This window comes from Gemella haemolysans (genome assembly GCF_028308085.1).
In the GTDB taxonomy this organism is placed as follows: Bacteria; Bacillota; Bacilli; order Staphylococcales; family Gemellaceae; genus Gemella; species Gemella haemolysans_D.
The window spans coordinates 1-25,991 of the sequence record NZ_JAQMFS010000021.1; the positions used below are offsets into that span (position 1 = coordinate 1).

25 protein-coding genes and 1 other RNA gene are annotated in these 25,991 nt (G+C 29.7%); 21 read left to right on the forward strand and 5 right to left on the reverse strand.

Features of this window, described 5'->3' with window-relative positions; genetic code table 11:
• Positions 1–1,209: LPXTG cell wall anchor domain-containing protein (locus tag PNO30_RS01245; RefSeq protein WP_271986864.1), on the forward strand; the 1,209-nt coding region annotated here is incomplete at its 5' end.
• A 47-nt stretch (positions 1,210–1,256) separates the two neighbouring features.
• Here PNO30_RS01245 and PNO30_RS01250 read toward each other — a convergent pair.
• The 4 genes from PNO30_RS01250 to glyA form a co-directional block, all read right to left on the reverse strand.
• Entirely contained in the window at positions 1,257–1,727 is a 471-nt protein-coding gene (locus PNO30_RS01250; protein WP_048802077.1) for an S-ribosylhomocysteine lyase, read from the reverse strand.
• A 115-nt stretch (positions 1,728–1,842) separates the two neighbouring features.
• A complete protein-coding gene (locus PNO30_RS01255) occupies positions 1,843–3,156 on the reverse strand; it encodes a uracil-xanthine permease family protein (protein ID WP_271986865.1) in 1,314 nt (437 codons plus the stop codon).
• A gap of 36 nt (positions 3,157–3,192) precedes the next feature.
• Entirely contained in the window at positions 3,193–4,551 is a 1,359-nt protein-coding gene (gene guaD / locus PNO30_RS01260) for a guanine deaminase (RefSeq protein WP_271986866.1), read from the reverse strand.
• Positions 4,552–4,739: 188 nt separating this feature from the next.
• A complete protein-coding gene (gene glyA, locus PNO30_RS01265) occupies positions 4,740–5,957 on the reverse strand; it encodes a serine hydroxymethyltransferase (protein ID WP_271986867.1) in 1,218 nt (405 codons plus the stop codon).
• Positions 5,958–6,476: 519 nt separating this feature from the next.
• On the opposite strand from glyA, the gene PNO30_RS01270 reads away from it, so the two are divergent.
• From PNO30_RS01270 to murB, 6 genes are all read left to right on the forward strand, one after another.
• On the forward strand, positions 6,477–7,427 hold the full coding sequence (locus tag PNO30_RS01270; protein WP_003146418.1) for a ribose-phosphate diphosphokinase: 951 nt from the start codon (positions 6,477–6,479) through the stop codon (positions 7,425–7,427).
• A 95-nt stretch (positions 7,428–7,522) separates the two neighbouring features.
• Entirely contained in the window at positions 7,523–8,080 is a 558-nt protein-coding gene (gene pth, locus PNO30_RS01275) for an aminoacyl-tRNA hydrolase (protein ID WP_271986868.1), read from the forward strand.
• Positions 8,081–8,298: 218 nt separating this feature from the next.
• Positions 8,299–11,850, forward strand: coding sequence for a transcription-repair coupling factor (gene mfd, locus PNO30_RS01280; RefSeq protein ID WP_271986869.1), 3,552 nt, complete (start codon positions 8,299–8,301; stop codon positions 11,848–11,850).
• The gene (locus PNO30_RS01285) at positions 11,843–12,406 is read left to right on the forward strand and encodes a DNA-3-methyladenine glycosylase I (RefSeq protein ID WP_271986870.1); all 564 of its coding nucleotides are present in this window, start codon (positions 11,843–11,845) and stop codon (positions 12,404–12,406) included. Before mfd ends, PNO30_RS01285 begins: the two co-directional genes overlap by 8 nt.
• 134 nt (positions 12,407–12,540) lie before the next feature.
• Positions 12,541–13,062 carry a GrpB family protein gene (locus PNO30_RS01290; RefSeq protein ID WP_271986871.1) on the forward strand — a complete coding sequence of 174 codons (522 nt, stop codon included), beginning with the start codon at positions 12,541–12,543 and terminating at the stop codon, positions 13,060–13,062.
• Positions 13,055–13,957, forward strand: a complete 903-nt coding sequence (murB, locus tag PNO30_RS01295) for a UDP-N-acetylmuramate dehydrogenase (protein ID WP_271986872.1) — start codon at positions 13,055–13,057, stop codon at positions 13,955–13,957. Before PNO30_RS01290 ends, murB begins: the two co-directional genes overlap by 8 nt.
• 44 nt (positions 13,958–14,001) lie before the next feature.
• On the opposite strand, the gene PNO30_RS01300 is transcribed toward murB, so the two are convergent.
• Positions 14,002–15,249, reverse strand: coding sequence for a replication-associated recombination protein A (locus PNO30_RS01300; RefSeq protein WP_271986873.1), 1,248 nt, complete (start codon positions 15,247–15,249; stop codon positions 14,002–14,004).
• 151 nt (positions 15,250–15,400) lie between these two features.
• On the opposite strand from PNO30_RS01300, the gene ssrA reads away from it, so the two are divergent.
• The 14 genes from ssrA to truB all read left to right on the forward strand — a co-directional run bounded on the left by ssrA (position 15,401) and on the right by truB (position 25,991).
• Positions 15,401–15,757: a transfer-messenger RNA gene (gene ssrA / locus PNO30_RS01305) on the forward strand.
• Between the two features lie 217 nt (positions 15,758–15,974).
• Positions 15,975–16,220, forward strand: coding sequence for a hypothetical protein (locus PNO30_RS01310; RefSeq protein WP_271965080.1), 246 nt, complete (start codon positions 15,975–15,977; stop codon positions 16,218–16,220).
• A gap of 140 nt (positions 16,221–16,360) precedes the next feature.
• Positions 16,361–17,080 carry an MBL fold metallo-hydrolase gene (locus PNO30_RS01315; protein WP_204644283.1) on the forward strand — a complete coding sequence of 240 codons (720 nt, stop codon included), beginning with the start codon at positions 16,361–16,363 and terminating at the stop codon, positions 17,078–17,080.
• Positions 17,081–17,086: 6 nt separating this feature from the next.
• A complete protein-coding gene (locus tag PNO30_RS01320; RefSeq protein WP_271986874.1) occupies positions 17,087–17,710 on the forward strand; it encodes an NfeD family protein in 624 nt (207 codons plus the stop codon).
• A gap of 21 nt (positions 17,711–17,731) precedes the next feature.
• Positions 17,732–18,721, forward strand: coding sequence for a flotillin-like protein FloA (gene floA / locus PNO30_RS01325; protein ID WP_271986875.1), 990 nt, complete (start codon positions 17,732–17,734; stop codon positions 18,719–18,721).
• 23 nt (positions 18,722–18,744) lie between these two features.
• Positions 18,745–19,224: a crotonobetainyl-CoA--carnitine CoA-transferase gene (locus PNO30_RS01330; RefSeq protein WP_271986876.1), complete on the forward strand. Its 480-nt coding sequence runs from the start codon at positions 18,745–18,747 to the stop codon at positions 19,222–19,224.
• Positions 19,221–19,553, forward strand: coding sequence for a hypothetical protein (locus PNO30_RS01335; RefSeq protein WP_271965086.1), 333 nt, complete (start codon positions 19,221–19,223; stop codon positions 19,551–19,553). The genes PNO30_RS01330 and PNO30_RS01335 overlap by 4 nt, the downstream gene beginning before the upstream one ends.
• Positions 19,554–19,570: 17 nt before the next feature.
• Positions 19,571–20,119 carry a hypothetical protein gene (locus PNO30_RS01340; RefSeq protein ID WP_271986877.1) on the forward strand — a complete coding sequence of 183 codons (549 nt, stop codon included), beginning with the start codon at positions 19,571–19,573 and terminating at the stop codon, positions 20,117–20,119.
• A gap of 60 nt (positions 20,120–20,179) precedes the next feature.
• Positions 20,180–21,484 (forward strand): thymidine phosphorylase, encoded by a 1,305-nt coding sequence (locus tag PNO30_RS01345; RefSeq protein WP_271965089.1) that lies wholly within the window; start codon positions 20,180–20,182, stop codon positions 21,482–21,484.
• 10 nt (positions 21,485–21,494) lie between these two features.
• Positions 21,495–22,133, forward strand: a complete 639-nt coding sequence (gene deoC, locus PNO30_RS01350) for a deoxyribose-phosphate aldolase (protein ID WP_271965091.1) — start codon at positions 21,495–21,497, stop codon at positions 22,131–22,133.
• A 260-nt stretch (positions 22,134–22,393) separates the two neighbouring features.
• A complete protein-coding gene (locus PNO30_RS01355) occupies positions 22,394–23,725 on the forward strand; it encodes a DEAD/DEAH box helicase (RefSeq protein ID WP_048803064.1) in 1,332 nt (443 codons plus the stop codon).
• A complete protein-coding gene (locus PNO30_RS01360) occupies positions 23,725–24,600 on the forward strand; it encodes a deoxyribonuclease IV (RefSeq protein WP_271965747.1) in 876 nt (291 codons plus the stop codon). Before PNO30_RS01355 ends, PNO30_RS01360 begins: the two co-directional genes overlap by 1 nt.
• Before the next feature lie 18 nt (positions 24,601–24,618).
• Complete coding sequence (locus PNO30_RS01365; protein WP_204644273.1) at positions 24,619–25,068, forward strand: Fur family transcriptional regulator; 450 nt, start codon at positions 24,619–24,621, stop codon at positions 25,066–25,068.
• Positions 25,068–25,991, forward strand: a complete 924-nt coding sequence (gene truB / locus PNO30_RS01370; RefSeq protein WP_271965748.1) for a tRNA pseudouridine(55) synthase TruB — start codon at positions 25,068–25,070, stop codon at positions 25,989–25,991. The genes PNO30_RS01365 and truB overlap by 1 nt, the downstream gene beginning before the upstream one ends.

Consider the following 25,991-nt stretch of genomic DNA (forward strand, 5'->3'; position numbering starts at 1 on the left):
CTAGTACAAGAGGAGAAACCAGAACTAGTAATAAGTGAGAAAGGTGAGCCACTAGTACAAGAGGAGAAACCAGAACTAGTAATAAGTGAGAAAGGCGAACCAGTAGTACAAGAGGAGAAACCAGAACTAGTAATAAGTGAGAAAGGCGAACCACTAGTGCAAGAGGAGAAACCAGAACTAGTAATAAGTGAGAAAGGTGAACCATTAGTACAAGAGGAGAACCCAGAATTAGTGATAAGTAAAAAAGGCGAATCGTTAGTTCAACCTGAGTTACCTGAATTTCATGCAGAAAAAGGTGATGCTCTTGTTCAACCTGAACTTCCTGAATTCCACGAAGCTAAAGGTGAACCTGAAGTACAATCAGCTTTGCCAGAACTTGTCGCTCCATCTAAACAAGTAGTTGATCCTAAAGCTCCTATTGTAGAATCATCAGTTGCATCAAAAAAAGGCGAGCCACTAGTACAAGAGGAGAATCCTAAAGCCACTCTTGAATTACTAAAAAGTTCAAAACTTGGTGTGGAAGTCGAGTTGTTATCTAATATCAATAATATATCATTGAATGTTAAAAAAATTGAAAATAGCAATCAAATAAAAATGATTAGTAGGAAACTATCTGTAGAAAAAGATAAAATTAGGGTATTAGATTTAAAATTATCTAAAGATAATAATGAAGTACAACTTGAAAATGACAGAATAGTTCGTATAGCTTTATTAGAAAATGAAAGTAGTGAGATAAAGATTTATCATGTTGAGAAAAATGGAAGTCTAACATTAATTCCATCAGAAGTCAAAAATGGAATAGTTCAGTTTAATATAAATCATTTTAGTTTATTTGCAATTGTTGATTTTAGTAAAACTGAACCAATATCAGAAAAGGATAAACCAAGAGAAATTTCATTAGATGTTAAGAAAGAGATGAGCACTACAAATAAAATAAATGAGCAAGAAAATATAACTACATTTAGTAAAGACTTAAATTCAAAACCAAAAGAGGTAATACAGGTTGTTGAGGAAAAATATAATGTAAGAAATAACCAAGAAACTTCTAGTGGTAGTATTAAAGTTGAAAAGCTTGAATCTTTAAATAATAATTTCACACAAAATTCTATCCTTCCAAAAACCGGAGAAGATTCTTCAAACACAATTCCTATTGCAACTGGGTTAGGCTTAATTATAGGAGTTTTAGGTATTAGAAAATATAACAGATAATAAATAAAAATCAAACTGGTAAAAAATATCAGTTTGATTTTTTTATATTATTTACTAAAAACGTTTTTCCATTCAGAGCGTTTTTCTAAGAATTTTTTAGCTTCCATTTGAGCACCTTCTAAAGAGTGAGATGCAGCCCAACCACATTGTACTTCATTACATGCTGGTACTTCAGTAGCAACAAGAACATCTTCTAATGTTTTTGCTAGAGCTTCTTCAACTTCTTCGTAGCTGTCATTGTTAATTACTGATAAGTAGAATCCTGTTTGACATCCCATAGGTCCGAAATCTAATACATTATCAAGGTGATTTCTGATTAATTCAGCGATTAAATGTTCTAAAGAGTGAAGGTTTGGCATTTCTAAGTGTTCCTTGTTTGGTTGACAGAATCTAATATCATATTTATAAATTTTGTCCCCATTATCTCCAGAATAAACCCCAACTAATCTAATATAAGGTGCAACAACTTTAGTATGATCTAGGTTGAAACTTTCAACATTCATTTTCTTTTCAGTCATCTATATTTCTCCATTTCTTTAATTTTATTAGCAGTTATAATTATACTATATTTTTAAAAAATATAAAATAAATAAGAATAAAAACTGATGCTCATGGGAACATCAGTTTTATGTTTTATTTTTTCAACGGGATAAGTTTATTCATAATAATTGCTACAATTGCCCCAACTGCAATAGGAGAACCTATTAAGTATTGAAGTAATTGTGGAGCGCTAGCTTTTAATTCTGCTGGAATAAATAATAATCCAATTGTAAACATTAAAGGTACTCCGATAATGTATAATTCTCTTTCAGAGAAGTCTAAATCTTTAACAACTCTAAATCCATTTAATAAGATTATGATACATACTACAGAGAACACACCTCCGATTACAGCAGAAGGTATTGAATTAATAACTGCAGAAAGTTTACCTAAGAATGATAATCCGATAAACCAGAATGAAGCCATAACGAATACTTTTCTACTAGCTACACCAGTGATAGAAATAATACCAGCATTAGTAGAGTATCCAGTAACAGGAGTTGCACCAACTAAAGCAGCTGCTAAACATCCGATTCCTTCTCCGATTACACCTTTGTTAACTTGAGTATCGCTTAAAGGTTCATTAATAACTGAACTTACAGCATACCAAGTTCCTGTTGTTTCAGCTAAAAGTACCATGTAGATAATAATCATTGTTATAATAGCTGAAATTTCAAAGTGTATGCTATAGTCTAAAAATAATAGTTTTGGCATTGAGAAAAAGCTAGCATCTTTAATTCCTTGAGTATTAAAACCTCCCATTAAATATGCAGAAAATGTTCCGATAGCTAAGGCTATAATTACTGAAGAAATTTGGAAAATTCTTTTGAATTTATTAACATAATTTCCTAATGTAGAAAATAGTATTAATGAAGCTGCTGTAATAAAAGCTAATAATACATTATGTTTCATAGTAAGACCGTTACCTTCAATGTAGATATTACTTACAAATGCTGAAGGAAGTAAAGTTAATCCTACGATCATAATTATTGTTCCACTAACGATAGATGGTATGTAATTTTTTACTATATATTTATAAATGCCAGAATATCCAAGTAAGATAACTAAAATAGCACCTACAATACTAGCACCTAGAACAGTACCAAGGTTTTTAGTTCCCATATAGATACCAATAATAGCACCTAGGGGAATAAATGATGGACCTTGACATACAGGTAGTTTTAAGTAGAATAAAACTTGAATTAATGAAGCAATACCAGCTCCTAAGAAAGTAGATTGAATTAATCCTGTAGCATCACCAGGTGATAGTGCAATTGCTGTTGCTAATATAAAAGGTGGTACATAAACGTCCATAGCTAAAACGTGTTGTAAACCTAAAATTAGGGATTGTGAAAATGGAATATTTTCTTCAACTCCTATTGTTAAATGATTTTTATTTTTTGACATAAAAACTTTTTTCTCCTTATGTTAAATTTAATTTTACTATTTTTTAAGAATTTGTTTACCTTGAACCCAAACTTCACGGATATTTTCTGAAGTAGAAAGATATAATATCTTTTGAAGAAGATGTTTATTTTCTTCATTATCTAGATAATTAGGAAGTTTATTGTTAGGTGTATTGATATCAATTACTTGGAAATCGCAAATATAACCTTCTTTAAAAAGCCCAAGTGGTAATTTTAATGCTTCACCACCACCTGTAGTAGCAAGGTAGAATGCTTCAAATACACTCACTTTCGAATCTTGAGTACCGCGATTATTAGCATCCAGGCTATTGTCAACCCCGTCATTTAACATCCTACTAACCATGACTGTATGTTTTATGTTGTCATAAAGACTAGGGGAGAATCCTCCAGAAATATCAGTGCCTAAGCAGATGTTTAAGCCTTCTTTTTTTAGTTTATTAACAGGTAATACTGCATTTGCGAAATAAGAATTTGAGATTGGACAATGGCAAACTGAAGATTTTCTATGATTAAAGATCTTTACATCGTCAGAATTCACGAAGTTACCGTGAGCCATTATTGATTTATCAGTTAATAGACCAAATTGATCTAAAACTTCGGTATCTCTTTTTCCAAAACGTTCAAAAACATAATTATGCTCCCAATCACTTTCACTACAATGACTTTGTATATAGCAGTTATATTTCTTTGCTAATTTTCCTAACTCTAAAAGAGCAGCATCTGTACAACTTGGAACAAAACGAGGAGTAATAACTGGATATACACCTTGAGGAACATCTTTTGAAAGATTATGTACATCATTAATAAACTTTTCAGTATTTTCAATCGCTTCTTTTGTACTATTATCACGGTAAAAGTCAGGATTCATATTTTTATCATCCATAACGACTTTTCCTACGAAGCCTCTTTGACCAGAGTTAGCACAGATTTTTGCTAATTCCAAAGTAGCTTCATTATGAATAGTTCCAAAATACATTGCAGAAGTAGTACCATTCGCTAATAATGTTTTGACCAAATCGGTATACACTTCTCTAGCATAATTGATATCTTTATATTTCGATTCTAAAGGAAACGTGAAATTATTTAACCAATAGCTTAATTCATCATCCAGTGCAAGGCCAGCTTGCGGCCATTGAGGAGCATGGATGTGCAAATCGATAAAACCAGGTAAAAGAACTTTATCTTTAAAATCAAAAAAGTTACTTTCATGTGAGTATTGATTTAAAATTTGTTGATAATTTTCATCTTCTTTATTAATAATTTCAGAAATAATTCCATTTTCAGAAACTAAAAGTACAGCTTGTTCCAGAAATTCAATTTCTCCATACTTTGGGCTATGAAAAAAAGATGCTTTAATAAATTTTTTGGTTTTCATATTTTTGTTTCTCCTAAAGAATTTTTATAAATATAACATATAAAACGAACGATGTCAATAAAAAAATTAAATTATTAAAACTTATTTTCTAAATAACGAACAATAAATAACTTCTATAAAAATGAAAGTTCGTAAAAAACGACGAAGAATGTTTCCTTCGTCGTTTCAAAATTTATTATATCATATTGTTATCTAAATTCTTTTCTTTCTTTAGAAACTAGTATAGCCACTCTTTCTTGAGCTTTTTCTAAGTAGCTTTCTCCATTTTTTAGTAAATCACAAATAATATTTGTAATTTCAACAAAATCTTCTTCTACATATCCTTTAGTAGTCATTGCCGCAGCCCCTAAACGAAGGCCACTAGTTTTCATTGGAGGTAATGTATCAAATGGAATACCATTTTTATTACAAGTGATTTTAGCTCTACTTAATAAATCACTAGCATCATGTCCCGTTACGTTATAAGTAGAATATGTATCGATTAGACACAGGTGATTATCACTACCGTTAGAAACTACAGGAATATTGTTAGCTTTAAACGCTTCAACCATAACCTTCATGTTTTTTACAACTTGTTGTTGGTATACTTTAAATTCTGGTTTAAGTGCTTCAGCAAAACAAATTGCTTTTGCTGCAACAACGTGTTCTAGTGGACCACCTTGAGCTCCAGGGAAAATCATCTTATTAATTTTAACAGCAATTTTCTCGTTATTAGTAAGGATAATACCTCCACGAGGTCCCCTTAATGTTTTATGTGTAGTAGATGTAACGACATCAGCATATGGTATTGGATTAGGGTGTAATCCTGCTGCTACAAGTCCAGCTATATGAGCCATATCTACCATTAAATAAGCGCCAACTTCATCAGCAATTTCTCTAAATTTTGCAAAGTCAATAATACGAGAATATGCACTTGAACCAGCAATAATCATTTTTGGTTTATGTTCTTTTGCGATACGTAGTACTTCGTCATAATCAATAAGGTGAGTATCTTTTGTTACACCGTATGAAACTGAATTGAATAATTTTCCAGAGAAGTTAACTTTACTACCGTGAGTTAAGTGCCCACCTGCATCCATGCTCATTCCTAAAACAGTATCCCCAGGTGTAAGAAGAGATAAGTATACAGCAATATTTGCACTTGATCCTGAGTGTGCTTGAACATTTACGAATTTAGCATCGTAAAGTTCTTTTAATCTATCTATAGCAAGACTTTCAATTTCATCAATAACTTCACATCCGTCATAATACCTTTTTCCAGGATATCCTTCAGCATATTTGTTAGTTAGAATACTTCCTGTAGCTTTTAGGATATCTTTAGAAACAAAGTTTTCACTAGCAATAAGCTCAATATTAGTATCTTGTCTATGTTGTTCTTTTTCAATTAATTCAAAAATTTTATCCATAATGAATCTCCTTTTTTTATATTTTTTAGAATAACTGGAATTTATATTTTTATAAATATAAACTTATAAATAAATGTATGTATATTAGAAACTATGTTAACTCACAAAAATAGTACTAGTTTAAAAAATAAATATTTATAAATTAGTTGTTATTCATTGTCTTATAATAATAGCATAGTATTAAAAATAAATAAACTAAAAAATAAAAAAAATAGTCAAAATTATTAAAAAATTTAATTAATGATATGAAAATACGAACATTAAATGTAAAATAAGTAAAAAATTTAAAATCACTAGTACAGATTATGAATTATTTGTAAGATTGAAAGGAGATATGTATAAAATATATAATAATATAGTTCTATAGAAAGAAGAATAAATATAAATAGTAAAAAAATTAGTGAATTTTAATTGGTCTATACTTGATAACAGTAGAAATTATCAAATATTTATGCTATAATAATTAACGGAATACATCTGTATTACTATCGAACCAAATTTTAAGGAGAAAAATTTAATATGCTTGTAGATAAACCATTAAAGCTGTTTTCATTAAATGCTAATATTCCATTAGCAAAACAAGTAGCGAAGTCACTAGGAGTAGAATTAAGCAAATGTAGTGTAAAGAAATTTAGTGACGGAGAGGTTTCAATTAATATAGAGGAAAGTGTACGTGGTAGTGAAGTTTTCGTACTTCAATCAACTAGTGGTCCTGTAAATGACAATTTGATGACTTTATTAATTATGATAGATGCGCTTAAACGTGCATCAGTGGACACTATTAACGTTGTAATCCCTTATTATGGATATGCACGTCAAGACAGAAAAGCAAGAAGTCGTGAACCAATCACAGCTAAATTAGTAGCTAACTTATTAGAAGTAGCAGGAGCAGATCGTGTAATTGCATTAGATCTTCACGCACTTCAAATTCAAGGATTCTTTGATATTCCGGTTGATCACCTTATGTGTGTACCAATTATTGCAAAATATTTCAAAGAAAAACTTCCAGATATGGAAGAAGTTGTTGTTGTATCACCAGACCACGGTGGTGTAACACGTGCTAGAAAATTAGCAGATGCATTAAATACGCCAATCGCAATTATCGATAAGAGAAGACCAAAACCAAATGTTGCTGAAGTTATGAATATTGTAGGTAACATTGAAGGAAAAACATGTATTCTTATTGATGATATTATCGATACAGCGGGAACAATTACTTTAGGAGCTCAAGCACTTAAAGATAGAGGAGCAAAAGAAGTATATGCAAGTTGCTCGCATGCTGTATTAAGTGGACAAGCATTAGATAGAATTGAAAATTCTCCAATTAAAGAGTTAGTATATGCTAACACAATTGATATACCAGAAGAGAAAAAATTAGATAAAATGGTACCGTTATGTGTAGGTGATTTAATTGCTAAAGCTATTTACAAAATTCACAATAACGAACCTGTAAGTGTTCTTTTTGAATAATCATTAATTAAATTAATTTTTAAAGAAGGCAGCGGTGTCCGTTGCCTTCTTTAAGTCGTATATTCGATAGTAAAAAATAAAAGTGAGGATAATTTATGAAATTAATAGTTGGATTAGGTAATCCAGGTAAACAGTATGAAAATACAAGACATAATATTGGATTTATGGTGCTTGATGAACTAGCTAAATCTTGGAATGTAAGTTTTGATAAAACGAAATTTAACGCCGAATATGCTATAGCATATCACAATGGAATTAAATATTTATTAGTAAAGCCAACAACGTATATGAATCTTTCAGGAGAAGCAGTAGGTAAGTTTTACGATTATTTTGAAATTGATATTGAAGATATATTAATAATTTATGACGATTTAGATACAAAAACTGCAAACTTTAAATTAAAAGCTAAGGGAAGTAGTGGTGGTCATAATGGAATTAAGAGTATTATTAGCCACTTAGGAACAGAGAAATTCAATAGATTAAAAATTGGAATAGATAGACCAATACCGCCAATGAAAGTAGTTGATTATGTCTTAGGAAGATTCTCAAAAGACGAAATGAATGAAATTGAAAAAATCTATTCTAAGAGTGTAAACTGTATTGAAGATTTCTCAAAAATGAGTTTCGTAGATCTAATGAATAAATATAATTAAAAACAATTGCAGCAAAAGGTGCATCCCAGAAGTCCTAAATTTTAAAAGTTTATATGTAATTTATAGGTGAAGTGGACTATAGATATCTAAATATTCCTTATAAAAGTATGTTAGATATCTAATAACCTTTGTGGAGTCTCGATAAAATCGATTTTTCTAAAATCGTGATTTTTCAGTCACTCCCTTTTTGCTGCTATTTGTTGTAGAAAGGAGCGTATATGATAAAAGATAGTCTTTTGGAAATTGTTAATTTACAATTTGAAAAAAAGAATAAAAATATAGGTGTATATGGACAAAATTTAACAACACGTGCTTTAGAAATATATAACGAATATAAAAATAGTGGCAAGACAATTGTAGTGTTATCACAAAGTAAAGCAGAAGCTGAAGAATTGTTCGCTATTCTAAATGATTTCGAAGGTGAAACATATATTTATCCAGAAATTGATATATTAAAACGCCATACTTCTAAAAGTAATGACTTGGTACAAAATTCTATTAAAGTTCTTGAAAATCTTGTACATAATATTCAAAGTATTATAATTGTACCGATTGAATCAATTTACAGAACTGTAAAAAATCCTAGTGATTTTAAAAATAATAGCTTTGAGATTAATGAAGATACTGTTATTAGTTTTGATGAATTACAGAAAAAACTAGTTAATATGGGGTATCGTCGTGTTGAAACTGTCGATGTGGTAGGAGAGTTTTCAAAAAGGGGGAGTATAGTTGATATCTTCAGCCCTTTAAGTGAGAAACCTATTAGGTTAGATTTTTTTGATGATGAGCTTGATAGTATGAGAACTTTTGATGAAATTACACAAAGATCGTTAGAAAAAATAGATAGTGCTGTTATTTATCCTACAAGTGATTTTTTCCTTACATCTGAAGAAAAAGATGTAGTTGTTGAGAGAATACTTACTAAGTTAAATGATAACAAATTAAGAGAAGAAGAAAATTACCAAGAAATTAGTACCTATCTTCAAGAAAAAATTGAAATTTATAAAGCAACTGGCGATTTTAGTGATTTAGAAAGTTTTTCAAATTTAGTTTATGAAAATACATATAGTATTGCCGACTATTTAACAGATGATATTATAGTTTTCTATGACAATTATCATAAAATCTTAGAGAAAATAGAAGGACTAAGAGAATACTTTTTAACAAGTCTTCAAGAGATGAATAGAAATTATATATATCAAGATGTAATAGATAATGTAGCTTTTGAAAAAATTCAAAACTTAGATGTAAGAAAATTCTATTTATCTACCTTAAAACTCAATGATAAGATTATAGAAAAAAACTACAATTTAGATATAATTGATTTGGCTTATTATTCAAGTGAAGAATATTTAGCTAAGGAAATACGTGAAAAATTAACGGATAATTATAAGGTAATTATTTCATTAAACACTCAAAAACAAAAAGATTATGTAGAAAAGGTACTATTCGATAATTATTTCTATGATGATATTTATTATGGTGTTAAAGAAGGGAAAATCTTTATCGATGTGAATAAGTATCATCTAAAAGGATTAGAGGATAGAAAGAATAAAATATTTTTACTTACCCCACGCGAACTTTTTACTGAAGAAGAGAGAAAAAAACGTCGAGTAAAATTTAAATATACTAACTCAGAAAAAATTAGAAATTACCAAGAACTAAATGTTGGTGATTATATCGTTCATGTTAGTCATGGGATAGGGTTATACGAAGGGATAGAGAATGTTGAAGTTGGTGGAGTATACAAAGACTTCTTGAAAATTATCTACGATGGTGGTGATATTATTTATGTGGACATAAATAATATGAACTATATCCAAAAATATACCGCGTCTACTGATAATAGAAAACCAGCATTAAATAAACTAGGAACAAAAAATTGGCAGAAAACTAAAAGTAGAGTCCGAAAAGAAATTGAGGATATATCTGAAGATCTTATCAAGTTATATATTAAACGTGAATTAAGTTCTGGGTATGCGTATAGCTTAGATGGAAGTATGCAGTCTGAATTTGAAGCTGATTTTTCATATACACCAACGGATGACCAGGTGAAAGCTACAGAAGAAATTAAAAGGGATATGGAAAAACAACGTCCGATGGATAGACTTCTATGTGGAGATGTTGGTTTCGGTAAAACAGAGGTAGCGATGAGGGTTGCATTTAAAGCAGTTACTGATAATAAGCAAGTGGCGGTATTAGTACCAACGACTCTTCTTGCTGAACAACACTACGATAATTTTGTGAGTAGATTTGCGAATTTCCCAGTAAATATAGAAGTAGTGAGTAGATTTAAATCCGCAAAAGATATTACTGAAATTTGTAAAAAACTTGAAGAAGGTAAAATAGATATTATTGTTGGAACTCATAAGCTATTAAATGACAAATTTAAATACAAAGATTTAGGTTTATTAATAATTGATGAAGAACAACGTTTTGGAGTTAAACATAAAGAAAAAATAAAACATCTTAAAAATACAGTAGATGTTCTTACCCTTAGTGCAACTCCAATTCCTAGAACATTACATATGAGTTTAATAGGTATTAGGGATTTATCGGTGATTGAGACACCTCCAAGAGAACGTCAACCAATCCAAACTTTTGTGACAGCTCAAAATAAAATGGTTATAAAAGAAGCGGTTATGAATGAAATTAATCGTGGAGGGCAGGTGTTTTATGTTTATAATAGAGTAGAAACTATTGATGAAAAATATCTAGAGCTAAAACGATTATTGCCTGATATAAACATAGCGTATGCACATGGTAGAATGAGTCAAAGAGAACTTGAAAATATTATGTCTGACGTTATAGATAGAAAATATGATATGCTAATATCGACGACAATTATTGAGACAGGTATTGATATCTCTAATGTAAATACATTAATAGTTGAAGATGCCGATCGCTTTGGATTAAGTCAATTGTATCAACTTCGTGGACGAGTAGGTCGTAGTAGTAGAGAAGCCTATGCATACTTAATGTACGAACCGTTTAAGTCATTAACTGAGAACTCAGAGAAAAGGTTATCGGCGATCAAGAACTTTACTTCTTTAGGTAGTGGTTTTAAAATCGCTATGCAGGACTTATCTATTAGAGGGGCTGGAGATGTACTCGGCGGAAGACAACATGGTTTCATTGATTCAGTAGGTTATACATTGTATTCTCAAATGTTAGAACAAGAAATTCAAGAGAAAAAAGGAATTTTAGAACCGTTATTAGAACAAGATCGAACACAAGATGTTAGTTACTATGAAAATATAATTAAAGAAGCTACTCCGAAAATTAAGAAAGATATTTTTGAAGTCAAGACAGATGATCTAGAAATTAAACTTAACGTTGATGCATTTATTCCAAAAGAGTATATTACTAGTGATGCAGATAAAATAGATTTCTATAAGAGATTAAATAATGTAGTTAGTGATGAAGAGATTGATAGTATTGTAGAGGATCTAATTGATAGATTCTCTGATTTTGGAGAAGAAGTTAATAACTTAATAGATATATGTTATCTGAAAGTTATGGCGAAAAATACTATGGTGACTAGCATTAAAGAGTTAGCCAATAAAGTAGTTGTAACTTTTGATAAAGACATTATGAACAGTCTTAAAGGAAAAGAATTATTTACAGCTTTAACGCGGCATAAGGACACACGTATCATTGCAAAAGATGGATTCTTCCTTGAAATAGATAAAAAAGAAAGATATAACATTAGACGAATTAGAGAAATGTTAGCCTTAGTATATAATAATTTGGAGAAGAATGATGAATAAAAATAGATGCCCTTGGGCAATAGGACCATTAGATATTGAATATCATGATAATGAATGGGGGAGAGAAACTCATAATGATCAAATGTTATTTGAATATCTAATACTAGAAGGAATGCAAGCTGGTTTAAGTTGGTCGATAATACTTAAGAAACGAGAAAATTTCAAACGTGCTTTTGATAATTTTGATTATAATATCTGTGCTAATTATACCGACGAATACTTAGAATCGTTAAGACAAGACGCTAGTATAATTAGAAATAAATTGAAAATATATTCTGTTAGAAAAAATGCTATAGTATTTCTTAAGGTTCAAAAAGAATTTGGAAGTTTTGATAAGTATATCTGGGGATTTACAGATTATAAAAAAATCAACAATAAATTAGAAAGCTACAAAGATGCAGCAAGTGAATCGGAGTTATCTACTAGAATAAGTAAAGATTTGAAAAAAAGAGGATTTAGTTTTGTAGGAAGTACGATAATTTATAGTTATATGCAGGCTATTGGAATGATAAATGATCATGAAAAAGGATGTTTTTGCTATAAAGAATGTTGCTAAGAAATGTTATTAAATTGGCATTATGGAAAGTAATATAAATAAGGGAATTGTTCAAATTTAGATATAACTTTACTTTATAAGAAATACAGTCTATAATATATAAGTATGTTTAATTTTAAGATTGGATTTTATAAATGGATAAGAGAACTATTAAAATTGAAGAAATAGCAGATAATAAAATGTTTGTTGAAACATTTTTAGATGAGATAAAAAAGATACAAGAAATTCCTAAAATGCCTAAATGTGAGTTTTTACATATTGGAGCTACGAGTAATACACAGGTATTAGGAGAAAAGATTGTTGATATACTTGTTGTTGTAGAAAACTTACATGAGATAACAACATTCGATGAAAAAAGACTAAATAATATCAGTTATCATAGAATAGCTCATAATGGTACAAAAGGTGTAATAAAATATGCTAGAATTATCGATTATCTAACAATGAGCTATGATGTTGTATTAAACGTTGTACAACGTGATACAGAAATACATAAAGATTTTATAAAAATTAAAGAAATTTTTAATGATGAAGTTTTAAAAAATGAATATAATTCATTTAAAAATAATAATAAAGAACTTTCGTTTAAAGATTATTCAGCGAAAAAAGTAATATTTATAAATGATATGTTAAAAAGGATTGAAAATAATGATTAAAATAAAAAATATTGAGGAGATTGTTCAAAATAGTGAAGTACTATATAATGAACCTCTAAGAAAATATAGTTTTACAAAGACAGGTGGGAACGCAGAAGTTTTAGTAAAATTAACAAATGAACAAGATTTACAAAATGTTATTAAATATAGCAACGAAAATAACATAGAACTGACTATTTTAGGAAATGGTTCAAATGTGTTAATATCAGATAATGGTATAGCAGGAATAGTAGCTATAACTAGTGATATGAACAAGATTGAATTATTAGATGGTGATGTTATTTCTTGTTATGCGGGATTAACGTTAAAAGAACTTACAGACTTTTGTATTGAAAATAGCTTAACTAATCTTGAATTTTCATGTGGTATTCCAGGAAGTGTTGGTGGAGCAATCTTCATGAATGCTGGGGCATATGGCGGTGAGATGAAGGAAGTTGTTCAAAAAGTTGAAGTTTTCACTAAAGCTGGGGAAAAGAAAATATACACAAATGAACAGATGGAATTTTCATATAGACATTCTGTAATTCAAGAAACTAAAGAAATTATTTCTAGAGTTTATTTCCAAATGAAAAAAGGAAATAAAGAAGAAATTATCTCTAAAGTAGAAGAATTAAATAAACTGCGCTCAGATAAACAACCTTTAGAATACCCTTCATGCGGTTCTGTGTTTAAACGACCAGAAGGATATTTCGCAGGAAAATTAATCCAAGATGCTGGATTACAAGGATTAACTGTAGGTGGAGCGCAAGTTTCAAAAAAACATGCCGGATTTATGGTTAATATAGATTCAGCAACTTGTGAAGATTATAAAAACTTAATAAAAGAAGTTCAGAAAAAAGTTTTAGAAGATTCAGGTGTTGAACTTGAGTGTGAAGTTAAAATATTAGGTGAATAAGAAAAAGTAGTAACTCGAATTTATTTGAGTTACTACTTTTCTTTTTATTTCACATTATCTATAAATTTTTTATATTGTGCAAGATTTTGTTCATTTTTATTATTAGTTTTTGGTGTATAAAATGATCTTCCTACTAAGTTATCAGGGAGATATTGTTGCTTAATATAGCCTGTAGGGTGGCTATGTGGATATTGATAACCAACACCACGATTAAGTTTATCAGCACCATAATAATGTGCATCTCTAAGGTGATCAGGAATAATAAATTTTGGATTTGTCTTTGTTTCATGTAGTGCATTGTCAATTGCCATATAAGCACTATTAGATTTTAATGAAAGAGCTAGTTGAATAACAGCGTTGGCTAATGGTATTCTAGCTTCGGGTAATCCAAGCATCTTCGCACTTTCAATAGCAGCATGAACAAAAGGCCCGATATTTGGATTTGCTAGACCGATATCTTCGTAAGCTATAACACTCATTCTTCTATATATAGTGTCTAAGTCACCACTATCTATCAGTAGTGCTAAGTAGTATAGTGAAGCATCAACATCACTTCCACGTATAGACTTTTGAAAAGCACTAATAATATCATAAAAAGCATCACCATCTTTATCATAGGCTTTGAATTTTCCTAGAGATAAGTTCAATAGTTTCTCTTTTGTGATGATTTCACTTTCATTTGATAAATTATATAAAATTTCAAAAGTGTTTAAAGAGAATCTCAAATCACCCGAAGAGTTTAAAGCAATTGTTTTAAATACATCATCTTCTATATTCAACTCTTTAGGAAATATTTCTTTATTATTTGATATTTTTTTAAGATATTCATAAATATCATCGTTTGAAACTTGTTGTAATTCAAAAATAATTAAACGTGATCTAATCGCAGGATTTACAGTATGATACGGGTTATTTGTTGTGCATCCAATAACGTATATATTATCGAATTCTATTTCAGGGAGTAGAATATCTTGCATAGGTTTAGTTAATCTATGAAATTCATCAAGTAGTAATATTACTTTTTTAAACCTTTTAGATTCTTCTATTACTGTAGTCAAATCCTTCTTAGTACAATTTACAGCATTTAATATTTTAAATTTATAGTCTAGTTCATTAGCTAAAGCATTAGCGATTGAAGTTTTTCCTGTTCCAGGGGGACCATATAAAATAAATGAGAACATTTTTTTGTTTTCTACTATCTTAGTGAGAACTTTTCCATCTCCAATTAAATGATGTTGACCAATAATATCACTGATTTTATTAGGTCGTAATTTATTGATAAGTGTTTCCATGGTACCTCCTTAGTTTTTATTTCTTAATATTAATTATATCATAATTGATATAGTTGTTGTTAGAAAGTTAATTGGAAGTGTCGTTGTATATAAAAAATAATAAAATTTTACATAATCTTGATTTTATGATAAAATATAATAATCACAATAAGGGGATGTTTAGGATTCGACAGGGATGCTAGTCTTCTTGGTGGCATGTAGGAGGGTTGTCTCCTTTAACAACACATCAGTTAAATATAACTGGCGAAAAAACAAATTACGCTTTAGCAGCTTAATAAGCTAAAGGCTGATTACTTTGTTTGACTGTGACAAAGCTAATCGGTTCATTTTTAGCAGTCTACGATTTTTTTCTTCCGTTTGTAGAAAAAAATAAGAGATTAATCAAACTCGTTTTTCATTGCCTGTTTATCGGCTTAAGTGGAGAATTAAATTCAATAGGTAAACTAAACATGTAGAAGCTAAGGGGAGGTATTTTTGGACGCGGGTTCAAATCCCGCCATCTCCATTATATTGAGATTAATCTCAAATAAAAAATACGCAGTTAGAAACTGTGTCAAAGAGACTTGAAATCTTTAAAATAAAGATTTATGAGTCTCTTTTTTGTATATCTTAATAATATGTTAATTCGACAAATTTTATTACAAAAATCTAATTGTAACCGCTTGATAAATGTGCTATAATATTATTGAAGAGTAATAAATAATTTATCAAAGGGGGAGATGATTATGATGAAATTATTAACAATGTTTAAATTTACTAATTTAGATAATCAAGATGAAGTTTATGAAGGCGGAGTAATTTCTATTCTTTTGGCGATAGGTAGACATTTATGGTTAGGATTGACTAATATCGTTAAAGCACTAGGATATACATTTTACTTGGTAACTTGGTTATTGTATATAATAGCATTAATAGTAGGAATAGGGTTTATTTTCTATTATTTGTATCTCGTTGGATTAGCTCTATTTTAGTAAAAAAATTTTTTTTTAAAAAACAGCTGCAACTAGAATTTGTAAAGGTTTTAGTTGCAGCTGTTTATTTAGTAATGTTGGTTTGTAAATAGTTATTAGGTATGCTATAATGTAACTATAATCAAAAGGAAGTAAAAAGGATGCTAATTAAATTTTCAGATAGATTTTATTATACAAAACAACGATATATGTATTTAGAACCGACACTTGGTTATTTAAAAGGTGAATATTTTTCTGTAATGTTAGATTCTGGAAATGGACCTACACAAGTTGAGAATTTTCTAAAGGAATTAAAGGAAAATGACCTGCCGATGCCAAGTTATGTAATATTGACCCATCATCACTGGGATCATAGCTTTGGAGCGGCCTATCTAGATATTCCAGTAATCTCTACAGATAGAGCTAGAGACTCTTTAATTGAGTTATCGCAACTTAAGTGGGATGATGAGAGTCTTTACCAAAGGGTAAAAGATGGAACTGAAATAAAATATAGTGCGGATGTAATAAAAAGAGTTTATGAAAATAATGAAATAAAAATTAGAATACCAGATATGCCAAAAATGGCTGATTTCAATTTGAATCTTGGTGGAGTTAAAATAAATTGTATATATAATGATAACTCACATTCTAATGATGCATTTTTAATTTATATTCCAGAGGAAAAACTATTGTTTTTAGGAGATAGTCATGCTAAAAACTATTATACTAAACCGATGGCATATAATAAGCAGAAGCTCCGTGATTATATAGATAGAATAACAATTCTTGATTTTGAATATGCTGTTCCTGGTCATGGTAATATATTTACGAGAGAGGAATTGTTAGATTATCTTGAAAAAGAATATACAAAAATGAGGTGATTACATATGAATTTAATGATGTCTCTCGATTGGATTCTTTTAATTACTATGTCATTAACTTTCTGTCAGCAATTATTCTCAAGAAAATTTAATCTATTTGGAATATTGTCAATAGTCAGTTTAGCGACATACATTGCCTTACATTCCTATTCTTCAGGACTTAGTATTTTTGTTCTATTGCTATTCATTGGTGGACTTTGTTTAATAGGACTTGAAATGTTTGTCCCAGGAGGAATAGTGGGCACTGTAGGTATCATTACCGTAGTATATGCAATAATTTATGTAAATAAATCAACATATTATATTGCATTTATCTTAATAGTTTCTCTAATACTTGCAGTTATGCTGTATTATGTAAATAGGAGTATTTTTCATAAAAAGTTGGTTTTTCTAGATAGACTTGTATTAACTGATGCTATCTCAACAGAAGATGGCTATGTAGCAAGTGAAAGTAGATTAGAACTTATAGGTAAGAAACTTCGAGCATATACAGATTTACGTCCGGCAGGAGTCGCTGTATTTGGCGATGAAAAATTGGATGTAGTTACTGATGGAGACTTTATAGAAAAAGGTAATGAAATTGAAATTATACGTGTTGAAGGAATGCGTATAGTAGTTAAAAAAATATAAATATTTTAAGGAGGTAGTATTATGCCAGAATTAATTTTCTCAGGTATTATCGTCATAGTAGTACTTATTGTACTATCGATATTCTTTACTTTCTTTCCACTTGGTCTTTGGATTAGTGCGATTGCCGCAGGCGTTAAGGTAAGTATCTTCACACTTGTTGGTATGAGATTAAGACGTGTTATACCAAGTAGAGTAATAAATCCAATGATTAAAGCTCACAAAGCAGGGTTAGCTGTTACTATTAATCAATTGGAAAGTCACTATTTAGCAGGGGGGAATGTGGATAGAGTAATTAATGCTCTAATTGCAGCTCACAGAGCTAATATTGTAAGTTTAACTTTTGAACGTTGTGCAGCTATTGACTTAGCAGGACGTGATGTTCTTCAAGCAGTTCAAATGAGTGTTAATCCGAAAGTTATTGAAACTCCATATATCGCTGGGGTTGCAATTAACGGTATCGAAGTTAAAGCGAAAGCTAGAATCACTGTTCGTGCAAACATTGAACGTTTAGTAGGGGGAGCTGGAGAAGAAACAGTTATCGCCCGTGTAGGTGAAGGTATCGTTTCAACAATCGGTTCTTCAGAGTCACACACTGTAGTTTTAGAAAATCCTGATCGTATTTCTAAAACAATCTTAGACAAAGGTTTAGATGCAGGTACTGCATTTGAAATCTTATCGATTGATATTTTGGATGTTGATATCGGTCAAAATATCGGAGCAAACTTACAAACCGAGCAAGCTATTGCTGACAAAAACATTGCACAAGCTAAAGCCGAACAACGTCGTGCGATGGCAGTTGCAGCTGAACAGGAAATGAAAGCTAGAATTCAAGAGATGCGTGCAAAAGTAGTAGAAGCAGAAGCAGAACTACCACTTGCTATGGCTAAAGCTTTCCAACAAGGTAATCTAGGTATTATGGATTATATGAATTATAAAAATCTAGAAGCTGATACAGGTATGAGAGATTCAATTAAACGTATGTCACAACCTGAAACAGGAGCGGGTAAATAATTAGATAAAAAGGAGGATGTGAAATGTCATTTTTAATTTTCGCAGCACCAATAACATTTATCATAATTTTTGCTATTTTCATAATTGTTTTTGCTTCTGACAGTAAAAGATACAGAAAAAATTTAGATAATTCAAAACAAATGGAATTAGACAATGCTCGAGCACAGGCTTTAAAAGCTGTCGAAGAGATGAAAAGAATTAAAGAAGCTGCTGATAAAGACTCTAATGCTTTAAGAAATAGACAAAGTTCATTAAGTGATCAGCAAGTGTATGAAGAAGATATTTATGAACAACAAGTAGATAGTCCCTCTATAAATAAATATCAACAATATTATAATGAAAATTATAATAGAGGTAAAAATAAATTTTCAATGCAAAGAAATTTCGATAATACTAATGTTGTTCAAGATAATTCAAAAAAATTAGAGTTTACACAAGAAAATATAGTTCGTGGATTGATTGCTAACGAGTATCTTAATAAGAATTCTAGGAGGGGAAGATGAGTAGTTTATATATCCCGTTAATCTTTCTATTAGTTTCATTTATTATTGATAAAGTAAGAGAAAATAATAAAACTAAAGAAAATCCTGGTAAGAAAGCTAAGAAAAGGAAGACAAAGGTAAAAAATACCACGTCTAAAAGTCAACAGCAAAAAGAAAATCCCGTAATAAATCAGCAAACTCTAACTCGTAAATCTTTTGAGAAAAAACAAAGAGTTATAGTAGATAGAGAAAAAGAAATATTTTCAAATTCTTTAACTTTTGATAAAGAAAAAGTTGTTAATGATATAATTTTTTCAGAGATTCTGTCTAAACCGAAGAGTAAAAGATAATAAATAGGAGGTATAAGATGAAAAAATCATTTAACTATATTAGTTATTGTATCTATTCATTTATGCCTCTTTATTTTGTTTTACTTATTTATACCTTTGTAAAACAAGATTTGGACGATCTTTTATTAACTACAATATTAATAATAATTTCTATATTCTCTCTAATAATTCAAAATGGTAGTAAACCTACAAATATATTCGTTTGCAGCAAGAAAGAAATCTTTAAACAAAGAGGAATAGATTACTATTATTTAGTTTTGATGATAATTATTACATTCTTAATTATAAATCAAAAAGTACAATTAATTTTTAAAATAGCTATACTTGTATTTATCTTTTATCTATTATTTTGTATGTTGTTTAAGTACAAAAATTATACATTAATATTATTAGGCTACAAAATGTATTTGATTCGTGATAAAATAGTATATAGTAAAAAAGATCAAAAAGAATTATATAAAATATTGAAAGATAAGAAAAGTTTGCAGATATTAGAAATCTCTAATAACATATATATAGAAAATGAAAAGTATGGTATGACAAATTTTTATTGTAATGATTTCTAGACGAATTAACTAATACTGTAAAGTTTATTTTAATTAAATCAATAAATAAGGAGATTAGCTATGAGAGTTGTTGATATCATAGATAAAAAGAAAAAAAATAATGAGCTAACTAAAGCTGAAATAGAGTTTTTACTGGACGGATATCTTTCGGGTAAAGTTCCGGATTATCAGATGAGTTCATTTTTAATGTCGGTATATTTTAATAATATGACTAAAGATGAGCTTACAAACTTTACATTAACAATGAGAGATTCGGGGGATACTATTTTCTTTGATGATTTAGACCACTATTTAGTTGATAAACACTCTACTGGAGGTGTTGGAGACAAAGTAACAGTTGTATTAGGACCAATTCTATCAGCTGTAGGAATGGCTACAACTAAACTTTCAGGTAAAGGTCTAGGTCATACAGGAGGGACAATAGATAAATTTGAGTCTATTAGAAACTTTAAATTTAGTACAACAAAAGAGGAATTAGTAGAAGTTGCTAGTAAAACTGGAGTTGGATTAATGGGGTATAGTGATAATATTGTTCCATTAGATAAAAAAATATATGCCTTACGTGATGTTACTGCAACAGTTGATAGTATTCCATTAATCGCTAGTAGTATTATGAGTAAAAAATTAGCTATTCAATCAGATTTAATTATTCTTGATGTTAAAGTTGGTGATGGTGCCTTCATGAAAACTATTGAAGATGCTAGGGAACTGTCACGTCGAATGGTAGAAATCGGTAATAGTGTTGGAAGAAAAACGATAGCAGTACTAACTAACATGGAAGAACCATTAGGTTATAATATTGGTAATGCTAATGAAATAATTGAAGGTATAGAGGCTTTAAAAGGAAATTGGTCAAGTGATCTTAAGGAAGTTGTATATGAAATTGTTTATTTAGCGTTAAAACATAAAGGCGAAGTGAAGACATTCGAAGAAGCTAGTGAAAAAATAGATGAAGTTATTAATAATGGTAGTGCGTTAGACTTATTAAAACAGTTTATAGAACTTAGTGGTGGAGACGGTGAAGTCGTGAATAATTATGAGTTATTACCAACACCGAAATCAGTATTAGAAGTATTTGCGCATGAAGATGGATATGTTACTAAAATTAAAGCCGAAGAAGTAGGTAAAGCAGCTATGGTAATAGGAGCAGGTCGTGCGACAAAAGAAGATGAAGTAGATCATGCTGTAGGAATAGAGCTTAAGAAAAAAGTAGGAGATAAGGTAGAAAAAGGTGATCTTATCGCTGAAATTTATTACAATGATGATAAGAATGTAGAATCTAGTAAAAATATGTTATTAGATGCTTATGTTATCGGAAATGAAAAAATAGAAAATATTAAAAATATATTAGAAATAATAGAATAGAGGTAAAAAAATGGGATTAAATAAATATATTGATCATACAATTTTAAAAGCTACGGCAAGTAGTGCCGATGTCCAAAAGTTATGTGAAGAAGCTATTGAACATGAATTTTATAGTGTTTGTGTTAATGGTTGTTACGTTGCGGATGCTAAACATCTTTTACAAGGTACTGATGTTAAAGTAGCGGCAGTTGTTGGATTTCCATTAGGAGCAATGACAACAACATCAAAAGTTTTTGAAGCAAAAGAAGCAATCGAAAACGGTGCAAGTGAAATAGATATGGTTATTAATGTTGCAAAATTAAAAGATGGTGAGTTTGATTACGTAGAGAATGAAATTCGACTAATTAAAGAAGCGATTGGTAATAATGTCTTGAAAGTTATTATCGAAACATGTTATTTAACTGATGAAGAAAAAGTTAAAGCTTGTGAATTGTCACTAGTTGCCAAAGCTGATTTTGTAAAAACATCAACAGGATTTGGAACTGGTGGTGCAACTTATGAAGATGTAAAATTAATGAAATCTGTAGTCGGAGATAATGCTAAAGTTAAGGCGAGTGGTGGAGTTAGAGATAAAGAAACTGCTCAAAAATATGTTGATTTAGGAGCTGAAAGGTTAGGAACAAGCTCAGGAATTGAGATAGTAAAATAATATTATTAAGTAGTTCAGAAGATTGTAAAATATTTTCTGAATTACTTTTTTATTTTCAGGAGGAAAATATATATAGAAAACGAATAATAGGCAATAATACGGTGTTTTTTATAGCTAAATCTATGTATTTATAGTATAATAAAGGGTGGTTTATTATAACGTGAAATATAAAAAGTTATTTTCAATCATTTCATGTGTGAAATTGAAGATGGGGAAAACTCCCATATATTTAGATAGAAAAATCATAAAGGAGATTTTAAATGTTACCAAAGTCATTTGAACAATATAAATTTAATGAATTTGTAAATAAGGCAGTAATAGATTTAGGGTTTGATAATCCTACAAAAATTCAAGAGAGAGTATTTTCACCAGTTTTAAAAGGAAAAAACATAGTAGCTAAATCACAAACAGGAAGTGGAAAAAGTCATTCTTTCTTACTACCAATTTTTAGCAAATTAGATGTAGCTAAGAAAAAAACACAAAGTATTATTTTAGCTCCAACTAGAGAACTGTCAAGACAACTATATGATATGGCATTACATATTGCTAGTTTTTCTGAAGAAGATATTAAAATAACATTATGTATTGGTGGTCAAGATTTAAATAGAGATATAGAGAGAGTATCTAATGCGCCACATATTATTATTGGTACACCAACACGTGTATTAGAGTTAGATAGAGCGAGTGCTTTAGCAATTAAAGAAGTAGAAAGTCTTGTAATCGATGAATGTGATATGATGATCGATTTAGGATTCATGGAAGATGTTGATAAAATTTCTAAAAGAGCAGCAGAAAACTGTCAATTTCTAGTATTCTCAGCAACTATTCCAACTCAAATGAATCACTTCTTGAAGAAATATTTAAAAAATGCTCAATATATCGAAGTTGATAACGCTAAATTCGGTAAAATTGAATATATTTTAATACCAGAAAAGAGTTCATCTCGATTAGAAAAATTACATGAAATCACTACAGTTATTAATCCTTATTTAGCTCTTATCTTTGCTAATAAGAAAACTGAGGTAGAGGAAGTAAGTAGCTATTTAATTTCTAAAGGATTAAATGTAGGAGTACTTCACGGAGATTTAACACCACGTGAACGTAAGCAAATGCAAAGAAGAATTAATAATCTAGATTTCACCTATGTTGTAGCTAGTGATTTAATGAGTCGTGGGATTGATATTGAAGGAGTAAGTCATGTAATTAACTACAATATTCCTAATGACTTAGACTTCTTTATCCACAGAGCAGGGCGTACAGGGCGTGCTGGATTAAGCGGTGACTGTATTACAATTTATAATAATAAAGATGAAGAAAAATTACAAGATTTAGAAAAACGTGGTATTGAATTTAATCACCAAGATATTAGAAATGGTGAGTTTGTTGAAGCTAAAGACAGAAACAAACGTCAAAGTAGAAAGAAAGTCGTAGCTGACCATAACTTAACTGAGAAACTGAAATCAAAAGTAAAAGTTTCTAAAAAAGTTAAACCAGGTTATAAGAAAAAATATAAATATAAAATGGATAAACTTAAACAAAAAGAAAGAAGAAAATTTGCTAAACGTAGTAACAAAGCAAACAGAGGTAAGTAATGAAGAACTTGAAAATTGGATCTCATGTATCAATGTCAGGAAAAGAAATGATGCTAGGCTCTGTAAAAGAAGCGGCTAGTTATAATAGTGATACATTTATGATTTATACAGGTGCTCCTCAAAATACAAGAAGAAAACCTATTGAAGAATTGAGAATCGAAGAAGCGCATAAATTAATGAAAGAAAAAAATATTAGTGATATAGTAGTGCATGCACCTTATATTATTAATTTAGCAAATACAGTAAAACCAGAAATCTATCAGCTTGCAGTTGATTTCTTAAGATTAGAAATTGAAAGAACTGAAAAAATTGGTGCTAAGAATATTGTTCTTCACCCAGGATCACACGTCAAAGCAGGTGCTGATGTTGGGATAGCAAGTATCGTTAAAGGTTTAAACGAGGTGCTAACAAAAGATATGAAACCTAATATTGCCTTGGAAGTTATGGCTGGTAAAGGTAGTGAATGTGGAAGAACTTTTGATGAAATTGCACAAATTATTGATGGAGTTACTTTAAACGAAAAATTAACAGTAACTTTTGATACTTGTCATGTATTTGAAGGTGGATACGATATTGTTAATGATTTAGATGGTGTTCTTACTGAATTTGATAAAATAGTGGGATTAGATAGGATTCAAGTGCTTCATATTAATGATAGTAAAAATACATTAGGTGCACATAAAGATCGTCATGAAAATATCGGATACGGTGGAATTGGATTCGATACGATAAATAGAATTGTTCATTTAGATGAATTTGCAAATATTCCTAAAATTTTAGAGACTCCTTGGTATGGAGAAAAGAAAGACATTGCACCTTATAAAGATGAAATTGAAATGTTAAGAAACAAGACGTTTGTGGACTTTAAAAAATAGACTATGTAGGAGGTACTTATGAAAATATCAGAAGAAAAAGTTGATAGAATAATGAAACTTCTAAAGGAAAAAGGGTATAAATATACTGATAAAAGAAAAGCTATGGTTGAACTTTTAGTAAAAGAAGATAGATATATTAATGCAAAATATGTATCTGAAACAGTAGGTAAAATGTATCCTGGACTAAGTTTTGATACTATTTATAGAAATCTAAGTACTTATGAAGAAATAGGTATTTTGGAAACTACAGAAATTAAAGGGGAAAAATATTTTAAAATTGGGTGTTTGGAAACAGATCATCACCATCACCATCATATATGCTTAAAATGTGGAAAAGCAAAAATAATACATGTACACGTATGTGATGATTTAGAAATTGAAGAATTGAAAGGCTATCGAATAGATGGTCATAAATTTGAGGTTTATGGTTTATGCCCAGATTGTTTGAAAAAAGAGGATAAAAAATAATGTTTGAAGGTATTTTACCAATTTATAAAGAACGTGGAATTACTAGTCATGATGTTGTATTCAGAGCTAGAAGAATTCTTCAAATGAAAAAAATAGGTCATTCTGGTACATTAGATCCTGAGGTAGATGGAGTGTTGCTTCTCTTATTAGGAGGAGCGACTAAAGTTAGTGATTATGCAATGGATTTAGGTAAAAGTTATAGAGCAGAAGTATGTTTGGGAATTAAAACTACGACTGAAGATCTTACGGGAGAAGTTGTTGAAGAATGTAAAGTTACTGACATTAGCGTAGATAAAATTAAAGAAATTCTTAAATCTATGATTGGTGAAATAGAGCAAAAGCCACCTATATATTCAGCTATTAAAGTCAATGGTAGAAAATTATATGAGTATGCTAGACGTGGCCAATTTGATGTAGAAATTCCAACTAGGAAAGTAAATATTTATAACATTTCATTTATAGAAAATAGTGAATATTATAAAGATGATAAGTTTTATTTTTCTATAGATATAAATTGTGGAAAAGGAACCTATGTCAGAACAATTGCTACTAGTATAGGTGAAAAACTAAATTTACCAAGTACCATGAGTAAATTAACTAGAACTAGAAGTGGTGAAATAACATTAGATAATTGTTTAACGCTCTCTGAGGTAGAACAACATCTAAAAGATGAAACCTTAGAAGAAAAACTTCTAAGGAAAGAATATGCTCTAGAAGAATACAAATTTGTAGAAATACCAAAATTTAGAGCAAAACAAGTAATGAACGGTTTGAGATTTAGAAGAAATCAATTTCCGGATCATGATTTTACAGATGGAATAGTTTTTACTTATGAAAATGAAGCGATAGCAATATATCATTTGAAAGATAAAGATGATGAATTGTTATCTGTAAAAACTACATTTCCAAAAATAATAGAGTAG

Bases quoted from the DNA above. Each gene is read 5' to 3' on its own strand.
- PNO30_RS01250 (WP_048802077.1), bottom strand. From the start codon at position 1,727: ATGACTGAAAAGAAAATGAATGTTGAAAGTTTCAACCTAGATCATACT.
- PNO30_RS01255 (WP_271986865.1), bottom strand. From the start codon at position 3,156: ATGTCAAAAAATAAAAATCATTTAACAATAGGAGTTGAAGAAAATATT.
- guaD (WP_271986866.1), bottom strand. From the start codon at position 4,551: ATGAAAACCAAAAAATTTATTAAAGCATCTTTTTTTCATAGCCCAAAG.
- glyA (WP_271986867.1), bottom strand. From the start codon at position 5,957: ATGGATAAAATTTTTGAATTAATTGAAAAAGAACAACATAGACAAGAT.
- PNO30_RS01270 (WP_003146418.1), top strand. From the start codon at position 6,477: ATGCTTGTAGATAAACCATTAAAGCTGTTTTCATTAAATGCTAATATT.
- pth (WP_271986868.1), top strand. From the start codon at position 7,523: ATGAAATTAATAGTTGGATTAGGTAATCCAGGTAAACAGTATGAAAAT.
- mfd (WP_271986869.1), top strand. From the start codon at position 8,299: ATGATAAAAGATAGTCTTTTGGAAATTGTTAATTTACAATTTGAAAAA.
- PNO30_RS01285 (WP_271986870.1), top strand. From the start codon at position 11,843: ATGAATAAAAATAGATGCCCTTGGGCAATAGGACCATTAGATATTGAA.
- PNO30_RS01290 (WP_271986871.1), top strand. From the start codon at position 12,541: ATGGATAAGAGAACTATTAAAATTGAAGAAATAGCAGATAATAAAATG.
- murB (WP_271986872.1), top strand. From the start codon at position 13,055: ATGATTAAAATAAAAAATATTGAGGAGATTGTTCAAAATAGTGAAGTA.
- PNO30_RS01300 (WP_271986873.1), bottom strand. From the start codon at position 15,249: ATGGAAACACTTATCAATAAATTACGACCTAATAAAATCAGTGATATT.
- PNO30_RS01310 (WP_271965080.1), top strand. From the start codon at position 15,975: ATGATGAAATTATTAACAATGTTTAAATTTACTAATTTAGATAATCAA.
- PNO30_RS01315 (WP_204644283.1), top strand. From the start codon at position 16,361: ATGCTAATTAAATTTTCAGATAGATTTTATTATACAAAACAACGATAT.
- PNO30_RS01320 (WP_271986874.1), top strand. From the start codon at position 17,087: ATGAATTTAATGATGTCTCTCGATTGGATTCTTTTAATTACTATGTCA.
- floA (WP_271986875.1), top strand. From the start codon at position 17,732: ATGCCAGAATTAATTTTCTCAGGTATTATCGTCATAGTAGTACTTATT.
- PNO30_RS01330 (WP_271986876.1), top strand. From the start codon at position 18,745: ATGTCATTTTTAATTTTCGCAGCACCAATAACATTTATCATAATTTTT.
- PNO30_RS01335 (WP_271965086.1), top strand. From the start codon at position 19,221: ATGAGTAGTTTATATATCCCGTTAATCTTTCTATTAGTTTCATTTATT.
- PNO30_RS01340 (WP_271986877.1), top strand. From the start codon at position 19,571: ATGAAAAAATCATTTAACTATATTAGTTATTGTATCTATTCATTTATG.
- PNO30_RS01345 (WP_271965089.1), top strand. From the start codon at position 20,180: ATGAGAGTTGTTGATATCATAGATAAAAAGAAAAAAAATAATGAGCTA.
- deoC (WP_271965091.1), top strand. From the start codon at position 21,495: ATGGGATTAAATAAATATATTGATCATACAATTTTAAAAGCTACGGCA.
- PNO30_RS01355 (WP_048803064.1), top strand. From the start codon at position 22,394: ATGTTACCAAAGTCATTTGAACAATATAAATTTAATGAATTTGTAAAT.
- PNO30_RS01360 (WP_271965747.1), top strand. From the start codon at position 23,725: ATGAAGAACTTGAAAATTGGATCTCATGTATCAATGTCAGGAAAAGAA.
- PNO30_RS01365 (WP_204644273.1), top strand. From the start codon at position 24,619: ATGAAAATATCAGAAGAAAAAGTTGATAGAATAATGAAACTTCTAAAG.
- truB (WP_271965748.1), top strand. From the start codon at position 25,068: ATGTTTGAAGGTATTTTACCAATTTATAAAGAACGTGGAATTACTAGT.